Source organism: Rhodoferax sp., from assembly GCF_025354435.1.
Classification (GTDB): Bacteria; Pseudomonadota; Gammaproteobacteria; order Burkholderiales; family Burkholderiaceae_C; genus Rhodoferax_B.
The window spans coordinates 38,166-58,252 of record NZ_JANXMU010000058.1; the positions used below are offsets into that span (position 1 = coordinate 38,166).

The 20,087-nt window shown below is 62.5% G+C and carries 17 protein-coding genes; 3 read left to right on the forward strand and 14 right to left on the reverse strand.

Translation table 11 applies throughout. The features are described from left to right. Positions 1-57: 57 nt before the first annotated feature. The 12 genes from Q0T48_RS15070 to Q0T48_RS15125 form a co-directional block, all read right to left on the reverse strand. Positions 58-3,912, reverse strand: a complete 3,855-nt coding sequence (locus Q0T48_RS15070; RefSeq protein WP_295957607.1) for a DUF748 domain-containing protein — start codon at positions 3,910-3,912, stop codon at positions 58-60. Between the two features lie 607 nt (positions 3,913-4,519). Further along, on the reverse strand, positions 4,520-5,653 hold the full coding sequence (locus tag Q0T48_RS15075; protein WP_295957609.1) for a branched-chain amino acid ABC transporter substrate-binding protein: 1,134 nt from the start codon (positions 5,651-5,653) through the stop codon (positions 4,520-4,522). 135 nt (positions 5,654-5,788) lie between these two features. Continuing rightward, positions 5,789-7,042, reverse strand: a complete 1,254-nt coding sequence (locus Q0T48_RS15080; protein ID WP_295957611.1) for an FAD/NAD(P)-binding oxidoreductase — start codon at positions 7,040-7,042, stop codon at positions 5,789-5,791. Then, positions 7,039-7,275, reverse strand: a complete 237-nt coding sequence (locus tag Q0T48_RS15085) for a (2Fe-2S)-binding protein (RefSeq protein ID WP_295957613.1) — start codon at positions 7,273-7,275, stop codon at positions 7,039-7,041. The genes Q0T48_RS15080 and Q0T48_RS15085 overlap by 4 nt, the downstream gene beginning before the upstream one ends. Continuing rightward, positions 7,266-8,372, reverse strand: coding sequence for an FAD-binding oxidoreductase (locus tag Q0T48_RS15090; protein ID WP_295957614.1), 1,107 nt, complete (start codon positions 8,370-8,372; stop codon positions 7,266-7,268). The genes Q0T48_RS15085 and Q0T48_RS15090 overlap by 10 nt, the downstream gene beginning before the upstream one ends. Beyond that, positions 8,369-9,307, reverse strand: coding sequence for a 4-hydroxyproline epimerase (locus Q0T48_RS15095; protein ID WP_295957616.1), 939 nt, complete (start codon positions 9,305-9,307; stop codon positions 8,369-8,371). Before Q0T48_RS15095 ends, Q0T48_RS15090 begins: the two co-directional genes overlap by 4 nt. A 22-nt stretch (positions 9,308-9,329) precedes the next feature. Then, the gene (locus Q0T48_RS15100; RefSeq protein WP_295957618.1) at positions 9,330-10,295 is read right to left on the reverse strand and encodes a branched-chain amino acid ABC transporter permease; all 966 of its coding nucleotides are present in this window, start codon (positions 10,293-10,295) and stop codon (positions 9,330-9,332) included. A 3-nt stretch (positions 10,296-10,298) separates the two neighbouring features. Then, positions 10,299-11,201 (reverse strand): branched-chain amino acid ABC transporter permease, encoded by a 903-nt coding sequence (locus Q0T48_RS15105; RefSeq protein WP_295957619.1) that lies wholly within the window; start codon positions 11,199-11,201, stop codon positions 10,299-10,301. Positions 11,202-11,234: 33 nt separating this feature from the next. Beyond that, on the reverse strand, positions 11,235-12,428 hold the full coding sequence (locus tag Q0T48_RS15110; protein WP_295957621.1) for an ABC transporter substrate-binding protein: 1,194 nt from the start codon (positions 12,426-12,428) through the stop codon (positions 11,235-11,237). A gap of 39 nt (positions 12,429-12,467) precedes the next feature. Next, entirely contained in the window at positions 12,468-13,190 is a 723-nt protein-coding gene (locus Q0T48_RS15115; protein ID WP_295957623.1) for an ABC transporter ATP-binding protein, read from the reverse strand. After that, on the reverse strand, positions 13,183-13,944 hold the full coding sequence (locus Q0T48_RS15120; protein ID WP_295957625.1) for an ABC transporter ATP-binding protein: 762 nt from the start codon (positions 13,942-13,944) through the stop codon (positions 13,183-13,185). The genes Q0T48_RS15115 and Q0T48_RS15120 overlap by 8 nt, the downstream gene beginning before the upstream one ends. Before the next feature lie 45 nt (positions 13,945-13,989). Next, a complete protein-coding gene (locus Q0T48_RS15125; protein WP_295957627.1) occupies positions 13,990-14,904 on the reverse strand; it encodes a dihydrodipicolinate synthase family protein in 915 nt (304 codons plus the stop codon). A 168-nt stretch (positions 14,905-15,072) separates the two neighbouring features. On the opposite strand from Q0T48_RS15125, the gene Q0T48_RS15130 reads away from it, so the two are divergent. Beyond that, positions 15,073-15,735, forward strand: a complete 663-nt coding sequence (locus tag Q0T48_RS15130; RefSeq protein ID WP_295957629.1) for a GntR family transcriptional regulator — start codon at positions 15,073-15,075, stop codon at positions 15,733-15,735. Positions 15,736-15,827: 92 nt separating this feature from the next. On the opposite strand, the gene Q0T48_RS15135 is transcribed toward Q0T48_RS15130, so the two are convergent. Beyond that, complete coding sequence (locus tag Q0T48_RS15135) at positions 15,828-16,781, reverse strand: LysR family transcriptional regulator (protein WP_295957631.1); 954 nt, start codon at positions 16,779-16,781, stop codon at positions 15,828-15,830. A gap of 105 nt (positions 16,782-16,886) precedes the next feature. On the opposite strand from Q0T48_RS15135, the gene Q0T48_RS15140 reads away from it, so the two are divergent. Together Q0T48_RS15140 and Q0T48_RS15145 are read left to right on the forward strand one after the other, a co-directional pair. Then, a complete protein-coding gene (locus tag Q0T48_RS15140) occupies positions 16,887-18,410 on the forward strand; it encodes a CoA-acylating methylmalonate-semialdehyde dehydrogenase (protein ID WP_295957633.1) in 1,524 nt (507 codons plus the stop codon). Between the two features lie 502 nt (positions 18,411-18,912). Continuing rightward, entirely contained in the window at positions 18,913-19,506 is a 594-nt protein-coding gene (locus Q0T48_RS15145; protein ID WP_295957635.1) for a PEP-CTERM sorting domain-containing protein, read from the forward strand. A gap of 149 nt (positions 19,507-19,655) precedes the next feature. Here Q0T48_RS15145 and Q0T48_RS15150 read toward each other — a convergent pair whose 3' ends face one another. Then, on the reverse strand, positions 19,656-20,075 hold the full coding sequence (locus Q0T48_RS15150) for a DUF3052 domain-containing protein (RefSeq protein WP_295957637.1): 420 nt from the start codon (positions 20,073-20,075) through the stop codon (positions 19,656-19,658). Positions 20,076-20,087 lie beyond the last annotated feature (12 nt).

Below are 20,087 nucleotides of genomic sequence, written 5' to 3' on the forward strand. Positions count from 1 at the left end.
GCAAGACCGCTATTTTCGCCGCTTTTCAGGCGGAGTTGTAAATCGCGCAGATTGGCATCACGGCATGGCCAGTTGCAGGTCGGCCTGGGGCTTCCAACCCGTGCCTTCATCGACGGTTTTGGAGGCGCCCAGAAACAGTCGGTCCAGCGGCAATTGTTGGGTCGCCAGGTAGTCGCGCACCGCCACGCCGCGCTGGATGGCGAGCTGGCGGATGGCATCGTCGTCGGCAGGCATATTGGCCAGCAGCAGTTGCTCCATCTCGGGTACCGGCAGGTCTTTGACCAGGCCCAGGGCGTTGCGCGGCTTGGGGAAGTTGGCGCGCTTGTAAATGGCTTTGAGCAGGGTCGCGTATTCGGCATCGGACACGGCGGGGTCTGCGAGTGCATCCTCGGCGCCGGTATCTCCCTCGTCCTTGGGAGCTGCCAGGGACGTGCCTTGCAGCACGGTGTTGCGGCGTTTTTCGGCCTCGACGCGGCGGCGCAGTTTTTCACGCTGCAGCGCATCGCGCTCGGCATTCAGACTGGCGCTACCCACCACGGTGAGCTTCAAGGTGGGCCGTTCGGTCAAGGCCTTGGCGACTTTGTCCAGGCCTGAGCGGGCCTCGGGGGTCAAAGCCGCGCTGCCCAGCGGGAAGTTGACCGTACCAAGCGCGTCCGCCCCGCCGCCAAAGGCATGGGCCAGCAGGCTGAACGGCGCGGTGATGGCCTTGGTGATGAGGTTGCCAAGGATTTTGAAGATTACCGGGCCGATACGGAACTGCGGGTCGTTCAGCGAGCCCGACAACGGCAGGTCGAGGTTGATCACGCCATTGCTGTCGGCCAGCAGGGCCACGGCCAGCTTGACCGGCAGGCTACTGGGTGCGCCCGGCACCTGCTCGCCAAAGGTCAGCTGGTTGAGGATGATGCTGTTGGTGGCGGTGAGCTGGCCGTTGGGCAGCACCACGTAGTGCACGTCGATGCTGAGCTTGCCGCGCTCGATGCCATGGCCCACGTAGAACACGCTGTACGGCGACAGGCCGGGTAGCTCCAAGTCGGTGACCTTGCTTTTGATGTCCAGCGCCAGCGGTTTGGCCAGGGGATTGAGCTTGCCTAAAATCTCCAGCACGGCGGAGTCGCCCACGCGGCCACGCAGCTCCAGGTCGGCCATCTGCACGGCACCGGCCACGGGCACGGAGGCAAACGCACCCAGCCGCCCGGTCAGGGCGCTGAGGTTGGCGCTGTAGTTGGGTTTGATGAAGTGGTCGGTGAACAGCACCCGGCCGTTCACCAGGCTGATGCCGCCAAAGCGCACCACCGCGCCACCGGGTTCAGCTTCCTTTTTCAAGTCTTTTGGGGCGCTAGCGCTTGATGCTGCTGCGCTAACAGCTACAGTATTAGCAGCAGAAGCGGTTTCTGCGGCACTGGGCTTGACCAGGTCTTGCAGGTTCAGACGGCCGTTTTCATTCAGTACCAGGCGGGCGTAGAAGTCGCTGAGGGCAGTTTCCTTGACATCCACGGTGGTGGGGCTGGCGGGCGACACGGACACGTCTAGCCCGCGCAGGTTCAGCAGCTTCCAGCGCAGCAGAGCCTGCTCGCTGGAGGCATCGGCCACCGCCGCCGCCGTGGCCGCAGCCCCGAGCGGTGCGGAACTGGGGGCCGTGGGGGCCGCCGCCTGGATGGCGACCATGGCGACCCCGTTGTTGGCGCGGAAGTCTTCCAGCGTGCCGTCGCCCTTGACCTTCAGCACCGGGCCGGCCGGGCTGGCGGTGTAGGCCACCTGGCCTTTGAAGCTGGTGTCGGCGCGCACGATGTCCACGTTCAGCGACGCGCCGAAATACGGCTCAAAGGCGTGCAGCGGCAGGTGCAGCAGGTCCACCTGGCCCACAGCGGCCAGCGGTTGCAGGGCCAGCGTGCCTTTGTAGGCCAGCCGCCCCGGCTCGACATTGCGGGAGTTTTCTGCGCCAATACGGGCGCTGATGGTCAGGGGCGAGGCTTTGGCGCTGCCTGGCACCAGGTCTTTCATCTGCACACTGAGGGCGCTGATATCCACAGCCACCGGCTGGTAGGTGGACTGGTCGAGGAAGGACAGCGCGCCCCCCTCCAGCGCCAAGTCTGCAATGCTGACGGCCCAGGGGGCACTGGCGGGCGCGGCAGGCGTGGATTTCGCCTCGGCATGGGCCGCAGGAGGTTTCAGCCAACGCTCAAACATCCAGTGGCCATCGGTGCTACGCTCCACTTTGGTGCGCGGCTCGGTCAGCACCAGCTTGCCGATCTGCACACGCTGCGCTGTGACATCGACCACCGCCTGGCTGAGCTGCAGCTGGCGCAGGCTGAACAGTGCCGATGGGGCGGCTTTGCTCTTGGACTTGTCTTTGGTCGCGTCCTTGGTTTTGGTATTGTCCGTACCGGTTTCACCCAGGGCCAGCCGGTCCAGCGTGAGCTGTCTAGCCGTCACCTGCAGCGCACCCGCGGCTTGCCAGTGGACTTGCAGATCCGCTCCCAACTGGCCGCTGAGCCGGGGCTCCAGGGTGTTGGCCAGGTACGGCGCGGCAAGGGCCAGCGGCAGGCCACCCAGGGCGGCATCCACGTTGGCTTCTACATCGGTGGTGGTGCCGCTGAGCTTCAATTCGGCAGGCGTTGCCGAGGCGGCGCCGCCACCATCGACCTGCGCCGAGGCAGTGAACGCCAGCGGCTGGGTAAATGGCCAGGTGATGGCCGATGCGTCCACCGTCACGCCGTGCAGGGCCACCTCGGCGGCTGGGCGGGTGCTGGCATCCAGCCAGCGCAGCGTGCCGTCTTGCAGAGCCAGCTTGGCAACGCTGACTTTCCAGCCCGCGTCATTTTCAGTATCTTTTATGCCGCTAGCGCTTGATTTACCTGCACTAGTAGCTATGGTTTTTGTAGTTTTGGCCGGGGACGTGAATTGCAGATTGCCCGCAGCGTCGCGGCGCAGATCGACCACCGGGGCGCTAAGCGCAATTTCGCTGATCTTCACGCTTTGTTCCAGCGGGCGCAGTTCGTCCAGCGTGACCTTGAGCGTGTCCAGCGCCAGCCATTTTTCGCCCTGGGGGTTAGCAATTTTGAGCTGGTCGGCCTGCACGGTACCGCTGAGCTTGACCGACAGCTTGGGAGTTTCTTCAAACGCCAGCTGCAAGTCGGCACTGAGTACTGCGCCCTGCAGCTGCACCGGCAGGCTGGCAGGCAGGTAGGCCAGGTACGGGGCCAGATCGAAGTGGTCGAGGCGGATCTGCGCGTCGGTCTTGCGGCTGGGGGCGAACGGGGTGGACTGGGCGGCGGAATCGAAGCTGCTGCCATTGAGCTTGAAGGCCAGGTGCGGCAGGGTCTGCACGCTGCGCTGCGAGTCCAGGTTACTCAAAAATGGCAGGCTAAGGTGCAGATCCCGCAGGGTGTGAGTGGTTTTGAGGGCCTGGTCGGTCAGATCCACTGCGCCGCCTGTGATGGCGATGTTGTAGACGGCAAAGTGGGGTGGCGCGCCCGCGGGCTTGTCGGACGGGGTGTTGAGCTTGGCCAGCACGTCATCAAAGTCATAGTGGCCATCGCCCAGGTAGGTGGCCTTGATGGTCGGCTGGTCTAGGGAAACGGCATCCACCACCGGCGCCAACCGCCGCAGCGACTGCCACAGTGCGGCATCGAGCAGGATGCGTTTTATGTGGACCTGGGGCGTGGCATCTTTGGCGCTGGCATCGGCACCGGCACTGGCAACAGACAGGTCATCCAGGGTCAATACCAGCGTCCAGGGATGGAAGTCGGCGCGGCCCAGCGTGACGGTGCGGCCCAGCGTGTCGCTGCCCATTTTTTCCACCCCGTATTTCACCAAGGCAGGCACCGCCAGCCAGGTGACGGTCCACAACCCCAGCACCCCCGCCACGACCCAAGCCGCATGGCGCAACCACTTGTTTTGAAAAAATGTCATAGCGCCCATTTTGCCGCTAGACCGTAGGGGCTCTGCAAGCGAATGTGCACCTAGTGGCTTGGAGCAAATTGGCGGGTCAAAACACCAACAGACACCACGCACCGCGATGCCAATCCTTTCAAGGATTCCGCAGAACTGGCTCCGCCAGGCTGCTGGAATCTCCCCCTGCAAGGGGGTTGGCGAAAGATGCGAAGCACTGCAGCCTGGGGGGTGTTCCAAAAACATAAAAGCCCGGCACTCGATTCGCATCGGGTGCCGGGCTTGACGGCGAACTTGCGGTTCATGCCGTCGAGATTGCAAGGGAGAGAGTGATGTCCCCCATTGCGTTGGAGGCAAGAGATTGCTTCCATTAAGGACCGGGGCTGCTGCATCCCACCGTCGCAAATTGTCAGGTGGCACTGGCTCCTACCGGTTAGCGCCTGTTTGCACAGGCAGTGACAATTTAATCCAAGGTGCGTGGGAATACAAATGTGTCTTTCAATGCATTTGCGGCACATGATTAAGGCAATGTGCTTGACAACACCCGCTGCAAAGAACAGCAGATTGCGGGCCAAAACGTAAAAAAGGCCGCAAAAGCGGCCTTTTTTAGATGCTATTCAGCGCCAGATCAGTACGTACCCAGGGCCGATGGTGCGCCCGCCTTGAAGGTGTAGATGGTGATCGGGGCGGCTTTCAGATTGCCCTTTTCGTCAAACGCGAACGTGCCCGACATGCCCTTGTACGAGGTCTTGTAGATCTCGGCGCCGACCTTTTCTGGATCCACCGAACCGGCTTTTTGCATCGACTGGCCGATGAACATGGTCTGGTCGTAGAACGAAGGCGCGTAGGCATCGGGTTCGATGTTGAAACGCTTCTTGTACTTGGCCTTGAAAGCAGGGCCTTCAGCAGTCTTGTCCAGCACGGCACCGCCCTGGGCGCAGTACACGGTGTCGGTGGCAGCTTCACCGGCCAGCTTGCCCAGTTCTGAGGTACAGATAGCGTCACCACCCAGCAATTTGGCAGTAATGCCCAGCGACTTCATCTGGCGGGCCATAGGGCCAGCCTGGGGTGCGTAGCCACCCAGCAGAATCACGTCGGGGTTCTTGGCCTTCAGGCTGGTCAGGATGGCGGAGAAGTCGGTGGCTTTGTCGGTGGTGAACTCTTGGCCCACGATGTTCAGGCCCAGCTTTTTGGCTTCCTTGCTGAACTCGTCTGCCAGGCCTTGGCCGTAGGCGGTGCGGTCATCAATGACAGCCACGTTCTTGACCTTCATGATGTTGGCCGCGTAGAAAGCCAGACGTGCGCCGATTTCGTTGTCGCCCGCCATGATGCGGAACAGGTTTTTGTAGCCGCCCATGGTGACCTTGGGGTTGCTGCCCACGGTAGACACCACTACGCCGCCTTGGCTGTACACGCGGGAAGCAGGAATGGCCACGCCGGAGCAGTAAGGGCCCATCACGTACTTGACGCTGCCGTCCACCAGCTTCTGGGCCACGCTCACACCGGCTTTGGGATCGCACTGGTCGTCTTCCGATTCCAGTTCAAATTTCAGAGTCTTGCCGCCGACCACCATTTTCTTGGCGTTCAGGTCTTCCACGGCCAGGCGCACACCGTTTTCATTGTCTTTGCCGATGAAGGCATTGGGACCCGACAAGGGACCGGTCACACCGATTTTGACGGTCTGGTCTTCAGCGTAAGCAGTACCGGCCAGCGCCATGGCTGCGGCGCATGCGAGGGTAATTTTGGTGAATGTGGCTTGCATTGACTGTGTCCTAAAGAAGAGGTTGTAAAAACATGAAATCGGTCACGGACGCACTGTAGGCGGGAACCGCAATCAAGGGGAAAAAGAGTTTCTTTATGTAGCGAATATGAACTACTAGAAGTAAAACTTATATGTTTATTTTCCTTTCTCATATGAAGCAGCAAGCGTGCCAACGCGCGCAGGTGCCAGAGGGTTGCGGGGCACGGGCTGTTGCCAGCCCAGTAAAAATTGCATGGCCGCGCCGCAGACGCGGCCTTGGCAGGCACCCATGCCGCAACGGGTATGCAGCTTGGCATCTGTCCAGCCCGCGCAGGCCTGGAGAGCGGCATAGGGCACGTCTTCACAGCGGCAGACCAGCGTGTCGGCCTGGGGCAGTTTTTTCAGTTGGGGTGCCAAAGTAAAGCTGCGCGCCAACTGCCGGGCAAACGCATCCCAGCGGCTGCGCTCGGGCCACAGCTTTTGGGCAGCAGCACTGTCGCCTGCCGCGGCCAGGCCAGCGATGCAGCCCTGCACCAAAGCCCGCTCGCTGCCCCCCACGCCGGTGCATTCGCCTGCTGCGTAAATACCGGCTTGACTGGTGGCCTGCCAACCGTCTACCGCCAGCCCGGTCGGCGTGAGGCTACAGCCCAGCAGTTGGCCGAGCTGGGTATTGGGCACCAGGCCAAAGCCGCAGGCCACGCGGTCGCAGTCGATCTCCACCCTGCGGTCGCCCTGCTGCAATTGCACCGATTCCACCCGGCCCTGCCCGCGCACCGCAAGCACATGGCTGGAGGTGCGGTACTGCGGATGCATGAGGGTCAACGCCTGCAGAACTTTACCCGGCGACCCGACCAGCCGTGCAGCAAAGCCCAGCACGGCAGCAAGATCCGCCTGCTCGGCGACGCGCACCACTTTGGCACCGGCCTTGTGCGCCGAGGCTGCAGCGGCCAGCAGCAAGGGGCCACTGCCCGCCACCACGATGCGCTCACCGGCAACTGGCATGCCGGATTTGATGAGTGCCTGCAAGCCGCCCGCGCCTGTGACGCCCGGCAGCGTCCAGCCGGGGAACGGCAGCAGCAGCTCGCGTGCGCCGGTGCACAGAATGAGGGTTTTCCATTGCTGGGTCCAGCCGCGTTCGGCATCTTCCAGCAACAAGGTATGGGGAGCCGGGGCGGAGATGACCCGCGTGCCGCTGTACATGCGCACGTTGGCGCAGGCGGCCAGTTGCTCACGCATGCGCCGCGCAGCCACCGGCACCAGGGCATTGGGGCCGTCGCGCCAGATCTGGCCGCCGGGCGCTGGGTTGTCGTCGATCACGGCAATCGACGCGCCGCTGGGCGCTGCTGCCAAGGCCGCCGCCATGCCCGCCGGGCCCGCGCCGATGATGAGGATGTCGCACTGGGTCATCATGTGAACTCCACCCGCATGTCCGCGCTGCACGTCGTCTGGCAGGCTAGTCCGCGCACGCCGTTGATGGACACCCGGCACTCCTGGCAGATGCCCATGCCGCACAGCGGGGCGCGGGCTTCACCATTGACGGAGGTGCGGGAAATGCCACTGCCTGCGATGGCCAGCGCGGCGGCAACCGAGCAGCCTGCAGGCACGGCGACAGGCTGGCCGTTGATGTGCAGGTTCACGTGCATACCACCTCCGCAAAGCGTTGCAGGCTATAGGGCGCGGGATCCAGGGGTGGCGTGCCGCCGGTCATCAGGGCGGCCAACAGGTGGGCCGTACCCAAAGCCGTCGTTCCGCCCAGGCCTTCGTGCCCCACGGCCAACCACAGGCCGTCGCGGTCCGGGTGCGCGCCCAGGATGGGCAGGCTATCGGGCGTGGCGGCGCGCAGGCCGCACCAACTGCGGATGGCGTTGAGGTCGGCTAGGCCGGGCATATAAGTTAGGGCGCGTTGCAGCATGGCTTGCAGCATCTCGGCCTCTACGGTGGTGTCCATCGTGTCGAACTGGCGGCTCGACCCCAGCAGCAACTGCCCCGTGGGGCGCGGCTGCAAATTGAAAGCCACCGACGGCCCCACGCTGTGGTGCGCGCTGGTCACGTAACCCAGCTCCACCAGTTGGTGATGCACCGTGCCGGGGTAGCGGTCGGTGATGAGTAAATGGCCTTTTTTGGGGCGGATCGGCAGGCCGGGGCAGAGCGTAGTGGCGTGGATGCCGTTGGCCAGCAGAATCTGCGGGGCCTGGCGCTGGCTACCATCGGCCAGCCGCACTGTTTTTCCATCAATTTCGGCCACTAGCGCATATTCCACTTGCACTAAGTGCTCGTATTTTGATAGTAACCAACGGGCAGCATTGGGGGCGTAGACGATGCCGTCGCCCGGTACTTTGAGCGCACCCGCCAGGCCAGGGCGCAACGCAGGTTCGGCCTGGGCCAAAGCAGCAGCATCCAGCAAATGGCAGGCGATGCCATGGTCTTGCAGGCGCTGGCGCTTGTCTTCGGCTGCCGCCATTTCTTCGGCATCTGCCGCCACCCACAGCGTGCCGCAGCCGCTGAAAGCGCAGTCTGCGGGCATCTGCGGGGCCAGGGCCCGCCATTGCGCCACGGAATACTGGCTCAGCGCCAGCTCGGCCGGGTTGTCGTCCATCACCACCAGGTGGCCCATGCCCGCGCCGGTGGCTCCGCCGCGCTGGGCATCCAGCACCAGCACGCGCTGGCCCGCCTGCGCCAAGGCCTGGGCGCAGGCCGCGCCGACGATGCCCGCACCAATGACGATCACATCCGGATTCATGCCAGGGCAATCCCCCAGGCGAAGGGGTCGTCTTCTGCAATCAGTAAGGTCGATTCGGCGCACACATGGGCGCGGCCCCGGATGGTGGGGATGACCTGGCCGTCCTGCACGGTATACGAAGCCTCGAAGCGGCTGCCGATCACGCTGGCTTGCTGCCAGATGGCACCCGGTGCCAGCTTGCCGTCTGCCGCCAAGCAAGCGATCTTGGCGCTGGTGCCGGTGCCGCAGGGCGAGCGGTCGTAGGCCATGCCGGGGCACAGCACGTAGTTGCGGCTGTCGGCACCCTGGTCGTCCGGGCCGAACAGTTCAATGTGGTCGATTTCTGCACCGTCGGCTCCGGTAATGCCCTGGGCCCCCAGCGCCGCGCTGAGCGCGCAGGCGTAGGTGGTGAGCGCCGCCAGCTGGTCACTGGCCACGCGCAGGCCGTGGTCGTTGACCAAGAAGAACCAGTTGCCGCCCCAGGCGATGTCGCCATGCGCCACCCCGTAGCCCGGCACGTCCACCGCCACCTGGGTCGCATGGCGGTAGGCAGGCACGTTGCGCACGCTGACCGAACCGTCGGTGTGCAAGGTAGCCTTTACCGTGCCCACCGGGGTTTCTATTTTGTGCACGCCCGGCCCAATGCGCCCCATGTGCGCCAGGCTGACCACCAGGCCGATGGTGCCGTGGCCGCACATGCCCAGGTAGCCGGTGTTGTTGAAGAAGATGACGCCCGCCGCCGCGTCAGCCGCCACCGGCTCGCACAACAGCGCGCCCACGATCACATCGTTGCCCCGCGGCTCCAGCACCGTAGCGGCCCGCCATTTGTCGTGCTGCGCGGCCAATATGGCCCGGCGCTCGGCCATGCTGCCGCCGCCCAGGTCGGGGAAGCCGCCAATAACCAGGCGGGTCGGTTCACCGCCGGTGTGGGAATCAATAATCTGGATGCGCTGCATGGAGAAGTCTCTTGGATTTGGATCAGGTATTTTGGCGTTTTGCTTGGCGGCGCTGCAACCAGGCCTGGGCTTCCCCCACCATGCCGCGCCGGAAAAAGGACACACACACAATAAAGGTCAGGCCGATGATGATGGTGACCACGCCGCCCAGCTCGGCCAGGTAATTCTGCAAGCTGACCACAAGTGTGGCCCCGACCACCGGGCCCCAGCCCGTGCCCAGGCCGCCCAGTAGCGTCATCAACAGAACCTCGGTCGAGGTACTCAGCATCACATCGTTCAACGCCGAAAGCTGCAACACCAGCGCCTTGAGCGAGCCCGCCAGACCGGCAAACGCGGCAGACAGCATGAAAGCGTAGAGCTTGCAGCGGTCGATGTCGTAGCCCAGGGACACTGCGCGCGGTGCGTTGTCGCGCAGGGCCTTTAGCGCCTGGCCAAACGGTGAATGCACGATGCGGTGGATGGCCAGAAAGCCCACCACAAACACCGCCAGCGTGAAGTAGTACATGTTCGCGTCCACCGACAAGTCCACCAGCCCCAGCAGCTTGCCACGCGGAATACCCTGCATGCCGTCTTCGCCGCCCGTCCATTTGATTTGCACCGCCAGGAAGTAGGCGATCTGCGAGAGCGCCAAGGTGATCATCGAAAAGTAAATACCGGTGCGCCGAATCGCCAGGGTGCCTATCAGCCAGCCGATGGCAGTTGCCACCAGCACCCCGGCCAGGATGGCCAGCTCCACCGGGAAGCCGCTAGCCGACAGCTTGATCATCAGGATGCCCGTGGTGTAGCTTGCCCAGCCAAAAAAAGCGGCATGGCCAAAGGACACCAGCCCGGTAAAGCCAATCAGCAGGTTGAAAGCCAAGGCAAACAGCGCGTAGCACAGCACCTTCATGACGAAGACCGGATAGGCGATTTCGGGAAACACCGGCACCAGCAGCGCTGGCAGCAACAAAACCAGCAAGATACGGATGGAGGTTGGAATATTCTTCATGGCTCAGGCCTCTTTACCGAACATGCCCGCCGGGCGCGCCAACAGCACGACCGCCATGACCACAAACACCACCACCGTCGAGGCCTCGGGGTAGAACACCTTGGTCAAGCCTTCGAGCAAACCCAACGCCAGGCCGGTCAGGATCGCCCCCATGATGGAGCCCAGGCCACCGATCACCACCACGGCAAATACGATGTTCAGCAGATTCGCCCCCATCAGCGGGTTGATCTGCATGATGGGCGCGGCCAGCACACCGGCAATGCCGGCCAGCGCCACACCAAAGCCGTAAGTCAGCGTAATCATCAGTGGAATATTGACCCCAAAAGCCTGTAGCAGCTTGGGGTTCTCGGTGCCCGCCCGCAGCAGCGCACCCAGCTTGGTGCGTTCAAACAGAAACCAGGTGACGGCACAGATTAGCAACGACGCCACCACCACAAAGGCGCGGTACACCGGCAGAAACATGAAACCCAGGTCCATGCCGCCTTGCAGCAGCGCGGGCGGGTCGTAGCTGGCACCCGAGATGCCGTAGAAGTTGCGAAAAGCCCCCTCCAGCACCAGCGCCACGCCAAAGGTCAGGAGCAGCCCGTACAAATGGTCCAGGTGGTAGAGCCGTTTGAGCAGGGTTTTCTCCAGCAGTATCCCCAGCCCTCCCACGATGAGTGGTGCCAGCACCAGTGCAGCCCAGAAGTTGATTTTGAAATCAGCCCCCAGCAACAGCGGCAGTTGCGTAAAGCCGATCCAGGCCAGAAAGGCCGCCACCATGAACTGCGCACCATGCGCGAAGTTAATGATGTTCAGCAGGCCAAAAATAATGGCCAGACCCATGCTCAGCACGGCATAAAAGCAGCCATTGATCAGGCCCACCAGCAGTTGGGCAAGCAAGGCCTGGCTCGAAATATCAAACATGGAGGGGATTCCTGCAGAGTACGCGCAAGGTTTTTAGGTGCCGACCTGGCACGCCGGGTTGATGGCCGGGTACACGTCCGCGCCCTTGAGTACGGCCTTGACCTTGTAGTAGTCCCATGGCACTTTGGATTCGGCCGGGGTCTTGACCTGCAGCAGCAGCATGTCGTGCACCAGCGCACCATCTTCGCGCAGCTTGCCTTGGCGGATCACCGCATCGTCAATCGTCATCTTGCGCAGTTGGACCATCACGGCTTTGGCCTCGTCGGTACCCGCAGCCTGCACGGCCCTGAGATAGCTGAGGGTGGCGCTATACACACCGGCCTGGGCCGAAGTGGGCATGCGCTTTTGCTTTTCAAAAAACTTCTTGGACCAGGCACGCGAACGCTCGTCAAAGTCCCAGTAGAAAGCCTCGCTCAGATACATGCCCTGGGCTTTTTCCAGGCCAATACTGTGCACGTCCGAGATGTAGGTCAGCAACGGGGCCACCACCTGCTTGCGGGTGATGCCATATTCGTTGGCCTGCTTGATGGCGTTAACCGTATCGTTACCGGCATTAGCCAGCGCAATCACGTCGGCACCCGATGCCTGGGCCTTCAGCAGGAAGGACGAAAAATCGCCACCGGGGAACGGGTGGCGCGAGCTACCCACCACCGTGCCGCCATCGGCCTTGATGACCTCGGATGCGTCTTTTTCCAGCGAATGGCCAAAGGTGTAGTCGGCAGTGATGAAGTACCACTTCTTCTTGCCGTCTTTCACCAGGGCCCGCGCGGTACCGGCGGCCAGCGCGTAGGTGTTGGTGGTCCACTGCGCCGTCAGCGCATTGCATTTTTCACCCAGGATCGCCGTGGCCAGGCCAGACGACGGCATCACGATGCGGTTCTTTTGCTTGGCGATTTCCATCACCGCCAGCGCGGTCGATGCGGTGGGGAAATCCGTCACCATATCAACCTTACCCTGGTCAAACCAGCCGCGTGCCAGGTTGGCCGCCACGTCAGGTTTGTTCTGGTGGTCGGCAAACACCAGCTCGATCGGTTTGCCCAGCACCTTGCCGCCCATTTCTTCAATCGCCAGTCGCGCCGCCGTCACCGAGCCCTGGCCCGACAGGTCTGAATAAATGCCCGACAAATCGTTCAACACACCGATCTTGACCACGTCATCGCTGACCTGGGCGTGGGCCGCCATCGCGGCACAGGCCGCCAGACATACCGCGAGTTTCTTGAATTGCATGGGGTACTCCAAAGTAAAAGAAAAAGGGGAATAGGAAATTCAAATACCGAGCAGCGCGTCGAGCCGGTCTTGCTTGGCCGCAACTTCGGCGCTAGCAATCACCTCCACCACACGGCCGTGTTCGATCACGTAATGGCGGTCGGCCAGATGCTTGGCGAAACGGAAGTTCTGCTCCACCAGCACCAGGGTGAAGCCGCGCGCCTTGAGCTCGCGGATCACCTGGCTGAGCTTTTGCACGATCACCGGGGCCAGGCCTTCGGTGATTTCGTCCAGCAGCAAGAGCTTGGCGCCGGTGCGCAGAATGCGGGCCATGGCCAGCATCTGCTGCTCGCCGCCCGACAAGCGGGTGCCGGGGCTAGAGGCGCGCTCTTTCAAATTCGGGAACATGCCGTAAATCTGGTCTAGCGACATACCGCCCTCACCCACCTTGGGCAGCAGCAGCAGATTTTCCTCGGCGGTCAGCGATGCGTAAATGCCGCGCTCTTCCGGGCAATAGCCCAGGCCCATCTGCGCAATACGGTGGGTGGGCATGGCAATCGTCTCCTTGCCCGTCACCTGGATCGAACCAGTGCGCTTGCCCACCAGGCCCAGAATGGCCCGCAGCGTGGAGGTGCGGCCCGCGCCGTTGCGGCCCAGCAGGGTCACGCATTCGCCCGCCTTGACTTCAAGATCAATGCCCTGCAAGACGTGCGATTCGCCGTACCAGGCATGCAGGTCGCGGATGGACAGCATGGTGGCGCTGGAATTTTGGTTGTCAGGCATGCTCTTCCTCCGTCCCCATATAGGCTTCGCACACCGCCGGGTTGACGGACACGCTGGCGTAGGGCCCTTCGGCCAACACCTCGCCACGCTGCAAAACGGTGATGGTGTCGCAGATGTCGGCCACCACCTTCATGTTGTGTTCGACCATCAGCACGGTGCGCTGGGCCGAGACTTTTTTGATCAGATCCTTGATGCGGTCCACATCCTCGTGGCCCATGCCCTGCGTGGGTTCGTCCAGCAGCAACAGCTCGGGATCCAACGCCAGCGTGGTGGCGATTTCCAGCGTGCGCTTGCGGCCGTACGGCAGGTCGGCCGCCAGCAGATGCACGGCGTCCATCAGCCCCACCTGCTCCAGCAAGTCCATGGCCACCGGGTCCAAGGTACGCAGGGTGGATACAGGTTGCCAGAAACGGTGGTCCAGACCCAGCTTGCGCTGCAGCGCCACCTTGACGTTTTCCAGCACCGTCATCTGCGGGAACACCGCCGATATCTGGAACGAACGCACGATGCCGCGGCGCGCAATCTGCGCTGGCTTTTCGGCCGTGATGTCGCTGCCGTTGAACAGGATCTGGCCCGCGGTAGGGATGTGGAACTTGGTCAGCAGATTGAATACCGTCGTCTTACCCGCACCGTTCGGACCGATCAGCGCATGGATGGTCCCGCGCCGCACACGCAGGTTGACATTGCGTACGGCAACGAAGCCGCGAAACTCCTTGGTGAGTCCCTGCGTTTCGAGAATGATGTTCGTATCCATGCGTGTGCTCGGCAAGTCGGTGGGCGGGTAAGTGGGCGAAGGCCCTTAAACGACGGACTGGTACTTGGCAGGCCGCGTAGCCAGCGCCTTGGCGACCACGCCCTCGATAAAGGCGCGCTCTTCGCCGATCAGCGGCAGGCGCGGGCGGCGCATGTGCTCGCTGCCCACACCGACCAGCAGGTCGATCAGCTTCAGGTTTTGCACCAGCTTGGTGGACACGTCCAGGTGCAGCATCGGGGTCATCCACTGGTACAGCTTCAGCGCTTCGGCCCACTCGCCGGCCTGCATCAGGTCGTACAAGGCCACGGTTTCGCGCGGGAAAGCGCAGCCGACACCGGCCAGCAGGCCGTCGCAGCCCAGGGCCAGGCCCTCAAAAGCCAGGTCATCCACGCCCAGGAACAGCTGGTAGCGCGTACCCAGCAGGTTGCGCAGGTCGGTGATGCGGCGGATGTTGTCGGTGCTTTCCTTGATGGCCACGATCCATTCGCAGTCGGCCAGCTCCTGCATGTGCTCGGGCTTCAAGTCCACGCGGTAGGCCACGGGGTTGTTGTAGACCATGATGGGTTTTTGCGCGGCGTTGGCCATGGTGCGCACGTTCTGCATGGCTTCGCGGGCATCGGCCACGTAGATGACGGATGGCATGACCATGTAGCCGTTTACGCCCAGCTTGTTCGCACCGTCGATGTAGCGCAGGGCTTCGCGGGTGCTGGTTTCGGATACATTGGCCAGCACCGGGATGCGGCCCTTGACAGCCTTCAGGGCGATGTCGGCGACCTGCAGCTTTTCTTCCAGCGTCAGGGTGCTAGCTTCGCCCAGCGAGCCGCAGGTGACCAGGCCGTGGATGCCGTTGGCGATCTGGAACTCGATGTGCTTGGCCGTGCCTTCCGCGTCGATGCTTTCATCGGCGTGGAACTTGGTGGTGATGGCGGGGAAGATGCCTTTCCAGCGGGGCAATGTCATGGTGTGTTTCCTTGGTAAATAAGGTGATGGCGGGTTGTCGACCGCAATCTTAATATATTAGCAACATATTTAAAATATCTTTTTACACCCAAGCAGCTTGCGTGCCAGCTTTTTTTTGGTCCAATGCACCATTGCAATGCACAACCGCGCCTGACCACGGCCCACACCATGCCCAAAGCTCCTACCCCGCCAGCGCCCAAGCGCCGCGCCGCCGACCTGGCCTATGACGCGATCGAGACGCTGATCTCTACCCTGAAGCTGGCCCCGGGCAGCCCGGTGGTTGAGGGCGATCTGGTCGAGCTGACGCAGCTGGGCCGCACCCCCGTGCGCGAGGCGCTGCTACGCATGGTGTCGATCGGGCTGATCGTGCAGCAGCCCCGGCGTGGCCTGCTGGTGTCCAACATCGACCTAGCCGACCACCTAGATGTCGTGCAGACGCGGCGTGTACTCGAATGCCTGATCGCGGCCTGCTCGGCCCGCCGGGCCACCGCCTTGCAGCGCAAAGACATCCTGCGCTGCGCGGAGAAGATGGTGCAGGCGGCAGCGCGTGGCCACCTGGCCGACTACATGGCCGCCGACCTGGCGCTGGACCAGGTGAACCACCAGGCCAGCCACAACCATTCCGCCGTCAAGGCCGTGGTGCCGCTGATCGTGCAGTGCCGCCGCTTTTGGTACGCCTACCAGCACGCGGGCGACATCATGGAAGGCGCGCACGCCCATATGGAGCTGGCCCAGGGCATCGCCACCGGCGACGAGGCCGCGGCAGTGGGCGGGGCCACGCGGCTGATGGACTATCTGCAGGGTTTTGCGCGGCGGGTCATTGACAACTAAAAACCATTACTCCTATTTTTTACATCAAAAATAGGAGCACCTAGCGTAGATTAAATATACGCTAGAGGACGATTTAATACTCAAAAAATGCCCTATTTTTCTAAATCTTCGCCCACACCAAATCCGCCCGCCAGCGCCTGCCGCAGATAGTTCACAAACGCGGTCACCGCGCGCGGCACATGGGCCGTGTAGGGGCGGATAGCGTAAAGCTGGTCGGCATAGCCACCCACCAGTTGCCAGTCGGGCAGCACGGAAACCAGCTTGCTGGCGCGCAGGCTCTTGGATACGTAGTTCTGCAGGCTGAAATCGGGCAACAGCGCAATCCCAAGCCCGGCCAAGGCGGCATCGCGCAGAGCCTCGCTGTTGTTGGCCGACAAGACACCAGACACCGGCACCGTCACCCGTTCACCCGCGTGCTCGAAGGTCCAGGCAGGCGTGTCCTGCGCACGCGGGTAGTGCAGGCAGCTGTGGGTGCGCAGATCTTCGGGGCGCAGCGGCGTGCCGCGTTTGCGCAGATAGGCGCGGCTGGCCACCAGCAGCGAACGGGTGGCGCACAGCGTCCAGGCCACGTGGGTGTCGGGTGGCGCGGCGGTGTGGCGGATGGCCAGATCGAAACCCTCTGTGGCCAGGCTAGACAGGCGGTCGGACAGCTCCAATTCAAGCCGCACATCCGGGTATTCGCGCAAAAAGTCTGCCAGCCGGGGCACCAGCTGCTGGCGTGCAAACGCCACCGGCGCGGTCACCCGCAGCAGCCCCTGGGGCGCGTCGGCCAGGTCGCGCACCTGGGCAAAGCTCTGGGCGATTTGCTCGAACGGGGCACGGGTGTCGTCCACCAGGCGCTGGCCCGCCTCGGTGAGGCGCACGCTGCGGGTGGTGCGGCGCACCAGCGGCACGCCAGCCGTGCGCTCCAGATCGGCCATGCGCTGGCTCATCGCCGCCTTGCTCACGCCGAGGCGGGCCGCCGCTGCCGTGTAGCTGCCCTGCTGGGCCAGCACGGTGAGCCAGTGCAGGTGGCTCCAGAGTTCGTTGATTTTCTGCTCGTTCATTCTCCTATTGTTCACCATTCTAAACAATCAATTCAAAGTTTCGGGCTTGTGACGCGGGGGTGGCATGCCTACACTGCAGCCTCACTCCACACAACGAGACACTCCATGACCACAGCTACCGATTCCAGCGAAATTGCCCAGTACCTGCACGGCGTGCGTACCACCGGCAGCGGCACCCGCACCCAGCCTGTCTACAACCCCGCCACCGGTGCCGTCAGCCGCAACGTGCGCCTGGGCAACCAGCAGGACGTGGATGCGGCCGTGGCATCGGCCAAAGCAGCCTTCCCCAAGTGGGCCGACACACCGCCCATCCGCCGTGCCCGCGTGCTGTTCAAGTTTCTGGAGCTGCTGAACCTGCACAAGGATGAACTCGCGCACCTCATCACTGCCGAGCACGGCAAGGTGTTTACCGATGCGCAGGGCGAAGTGGCCCGCGGTATCGACATCGTGGAATTCTCTTGCGGCATTCCGCAGTTGCTCAAGGGCGACTTCACCGACCAGGTGTCCACCGGTATCGACAACTGGACGCTGCGCCAGCCCCTGGGCGTGGTGGCTGGTATCACCCCGTTCAACTTCCCCGTGATGGTGCCGATGTGGATGTTCCCGGTGGCGATTGCCGCGGGCAACACCTTCATCCTGAAGCCCAGCCCCATCGACCCCAGCGCCAGCCTGTTCATGGCCGATTTGCTGAAGCAAGCCGGTTTGCCAGACGGCGTGTTCAACGTGGTCCAGGGCGACAAGGAAGCCGTAGACGCGCTGCTGGTGCACCCCGACGTGAAGGCCGTGAGCTTCGTAGGCTCCACACCTATCGCCAACTACATCTATGAAACCGGTGCCCACCACGGCAAGCGCGTGCAGGCCCTGGGTGGCGCGAAGAACCACATGGTGGTCATGCCCGATGCCGACATCGACCAGGTGGTGGATGCCCTGATCGGCGCGGGCTACGGCTCCGCTGGCGAACGCTGCATGGCGATCTCCGTCGCCGTACTGGTCGGCGATGTGGCCGACAAGGTGATCCCCAAGCTGTTGGCCCGCACCAAGACCCTGAAGGTGTTGAACGGTACCAATCTAGCCGCCGAAATGGGCCCTATCGTCACCCCCATTGCCCACGCCCGCATCACCGGCTACATCGAGCAAGGCATCAAGGAAGGCGCCACCCTGCTGGCCGACGGTCGCGTGTTTGACGGCAACCAGGCAGGCGAGGGCTGTGGCGAAGGCTTCTGGATGGGCGGCACGCTGTTCGACCACGTCACGCCCGACATGCGCATCTACAAGGAAGAAATCTTCGGCCCGGTGCTGGCCTGCGTGCGCGTGCCCGATCTGGCGACCTCGATCCAGCTCATCAACGACCACGAATTTGGCAACGGCGTGGCGTGCTTCACCCGCGACGGTAACGTGGCCCGCGAGTTCAGCCGCCGCATCCAGGTGGGCATGGTCGGCATCAACGTGCCGATCCCCGTGCCCATGGCCTGGCACGGCTTCGGCGGCTGGAAGAAGAGCCTGTTTGGCGACATGCATGCCTACGGCGAAGAAGGCGTGCGCTTCTACACCAAGCAAAAGTCCATCATGCAACGCTGGCCCGAGAGCATTGCCAAGGGCGCTGAATTTGTGATGCCAACCGCTAAATAAGCACACCCCCAGGCTGCAGCGCTTCGCGTCTTTCGCCAACCCCCCTCGTATCGGTTTGCAAAAACCGAGGCGACACGCAGGGGGTAACAGCAGCAGCCTGGCAAAGTCAGTTCTGCGCTGTTTCTGGAAGATTTGGCTCGCCTGCGGCTTTGCCTGGGCGGGCGTCAGTCTTGAATTCGCCACCCACGGCGAATCTTTGCAAAAAGACCAGTGGAGTCGCCGTGCAACGCGGCGCATGCACGACACCAAGGCGTGTCGGATAAATTTACACACCCAAAATATGAAACATATGTTTACATTCTTGCGAGGCAACGCGGGGATTTGTAACTTATTGTTTACAAAGGACTTTTTCTAGCCACGGGCATATGGATTGCGGGTAGGCATGCTAGTTGCTATAACAAATTGTTAGGGTTGCAATAAAAGACATAAAAACCGGAGTCGCAAATCGCCGCCAGGAGTCTTTTTTGAGCAAGAGCCCTTTAACTTTAAAACTTACAAACACATGAAACTGCTACCCATTTCCGTACTGGCCGCTGCCCTGTTGACCTGCTTCGCCGCCAATGCCACCGTCATCACCTTTGATGATCTGATCCAGCCGGGCACGTACGGCCCTAGCTCTGGCTCTGGCTTCGTTGACTTTGGCTATGTGTTCAGCAGCAACATGGACGCTGTAGATGTCAGCCCATCGGGCGGCGGTTGGAGCAATGGCGTCGGTACAGGACACAGCGGCAAATTTGCTGCATTGAACAACTACGGTGGCAACATGAGCATGACCCAGCTGGGCGGCGGCACATTTTCTGTGCAAGACCTCTGGCTCAACGGCTGGCAAGGTAACCAGCAAACCGACACCATTGTTAGCCTGTTGAACGGCAACGTGGTTGGCAGCGTCACAGCCACCTTTGACCAACCGTGGACCAACTTTGTACTGAACTTCGGCAACATCGACACGCTGCAAATCATCAGCAGCAACATCTTTTTGGTGGACGACATCCAAGTCAATGGCACCACCAATAAAATTCCAGAGCCCGGAAGCCTGGCCTTGGTAGGTATCGCCCTAGCAGGCATGGCCGCCCTGCGCAAACGCAAGGCAGCATAAGAACGTATTCAGGGCCAAACCCACCGCCCCTGCTGCAGGGACGGCAGATGGACCGCCAAGCGCAGCCCATCTGCATGGGTGATGCAGGCCATGCCGCCCTGCGCCACCCACCCGCAGTCCCGCAATTACCGCCGGTCCCACCTCAGATCTCAGCGCAGTTCCTTGCGCAGCACCAGCTTCAGGCCTGACCACACCTCGGTCACCGCGCAGCCCTTCACGTCCACAAAGCCCAGCGGCAGGGCCAGCGCGCGGATGGTGTCTTCGGTCACGGTGGTGGGCACTTTGGAGGCCTTTTTCGGCCAGGAAATCCATAACGCGGCGTCGGGCTTGAGCAGGCCGCGCAAGTCGTTGAGTTGCCGCTCCAGCACGTCCCGCTCGGTCAAAAACACGTGGGCGATGTTCACCGTGGCGTCGGCGCGGCCGACAAACAGCACGGCGGCGGGCAGTGGCTCCAGCAGGCTGGCGTAGTTCTCGGGCGCGTCCACCAGCCAGATGCGGTGCGCCTCTTTCACCCCCAGCTTCTTGGCCAGCGGCGTGCCGGAGTAACCGGGCGTGCTGTTGCCTGGCATGCGGCTTAGCAG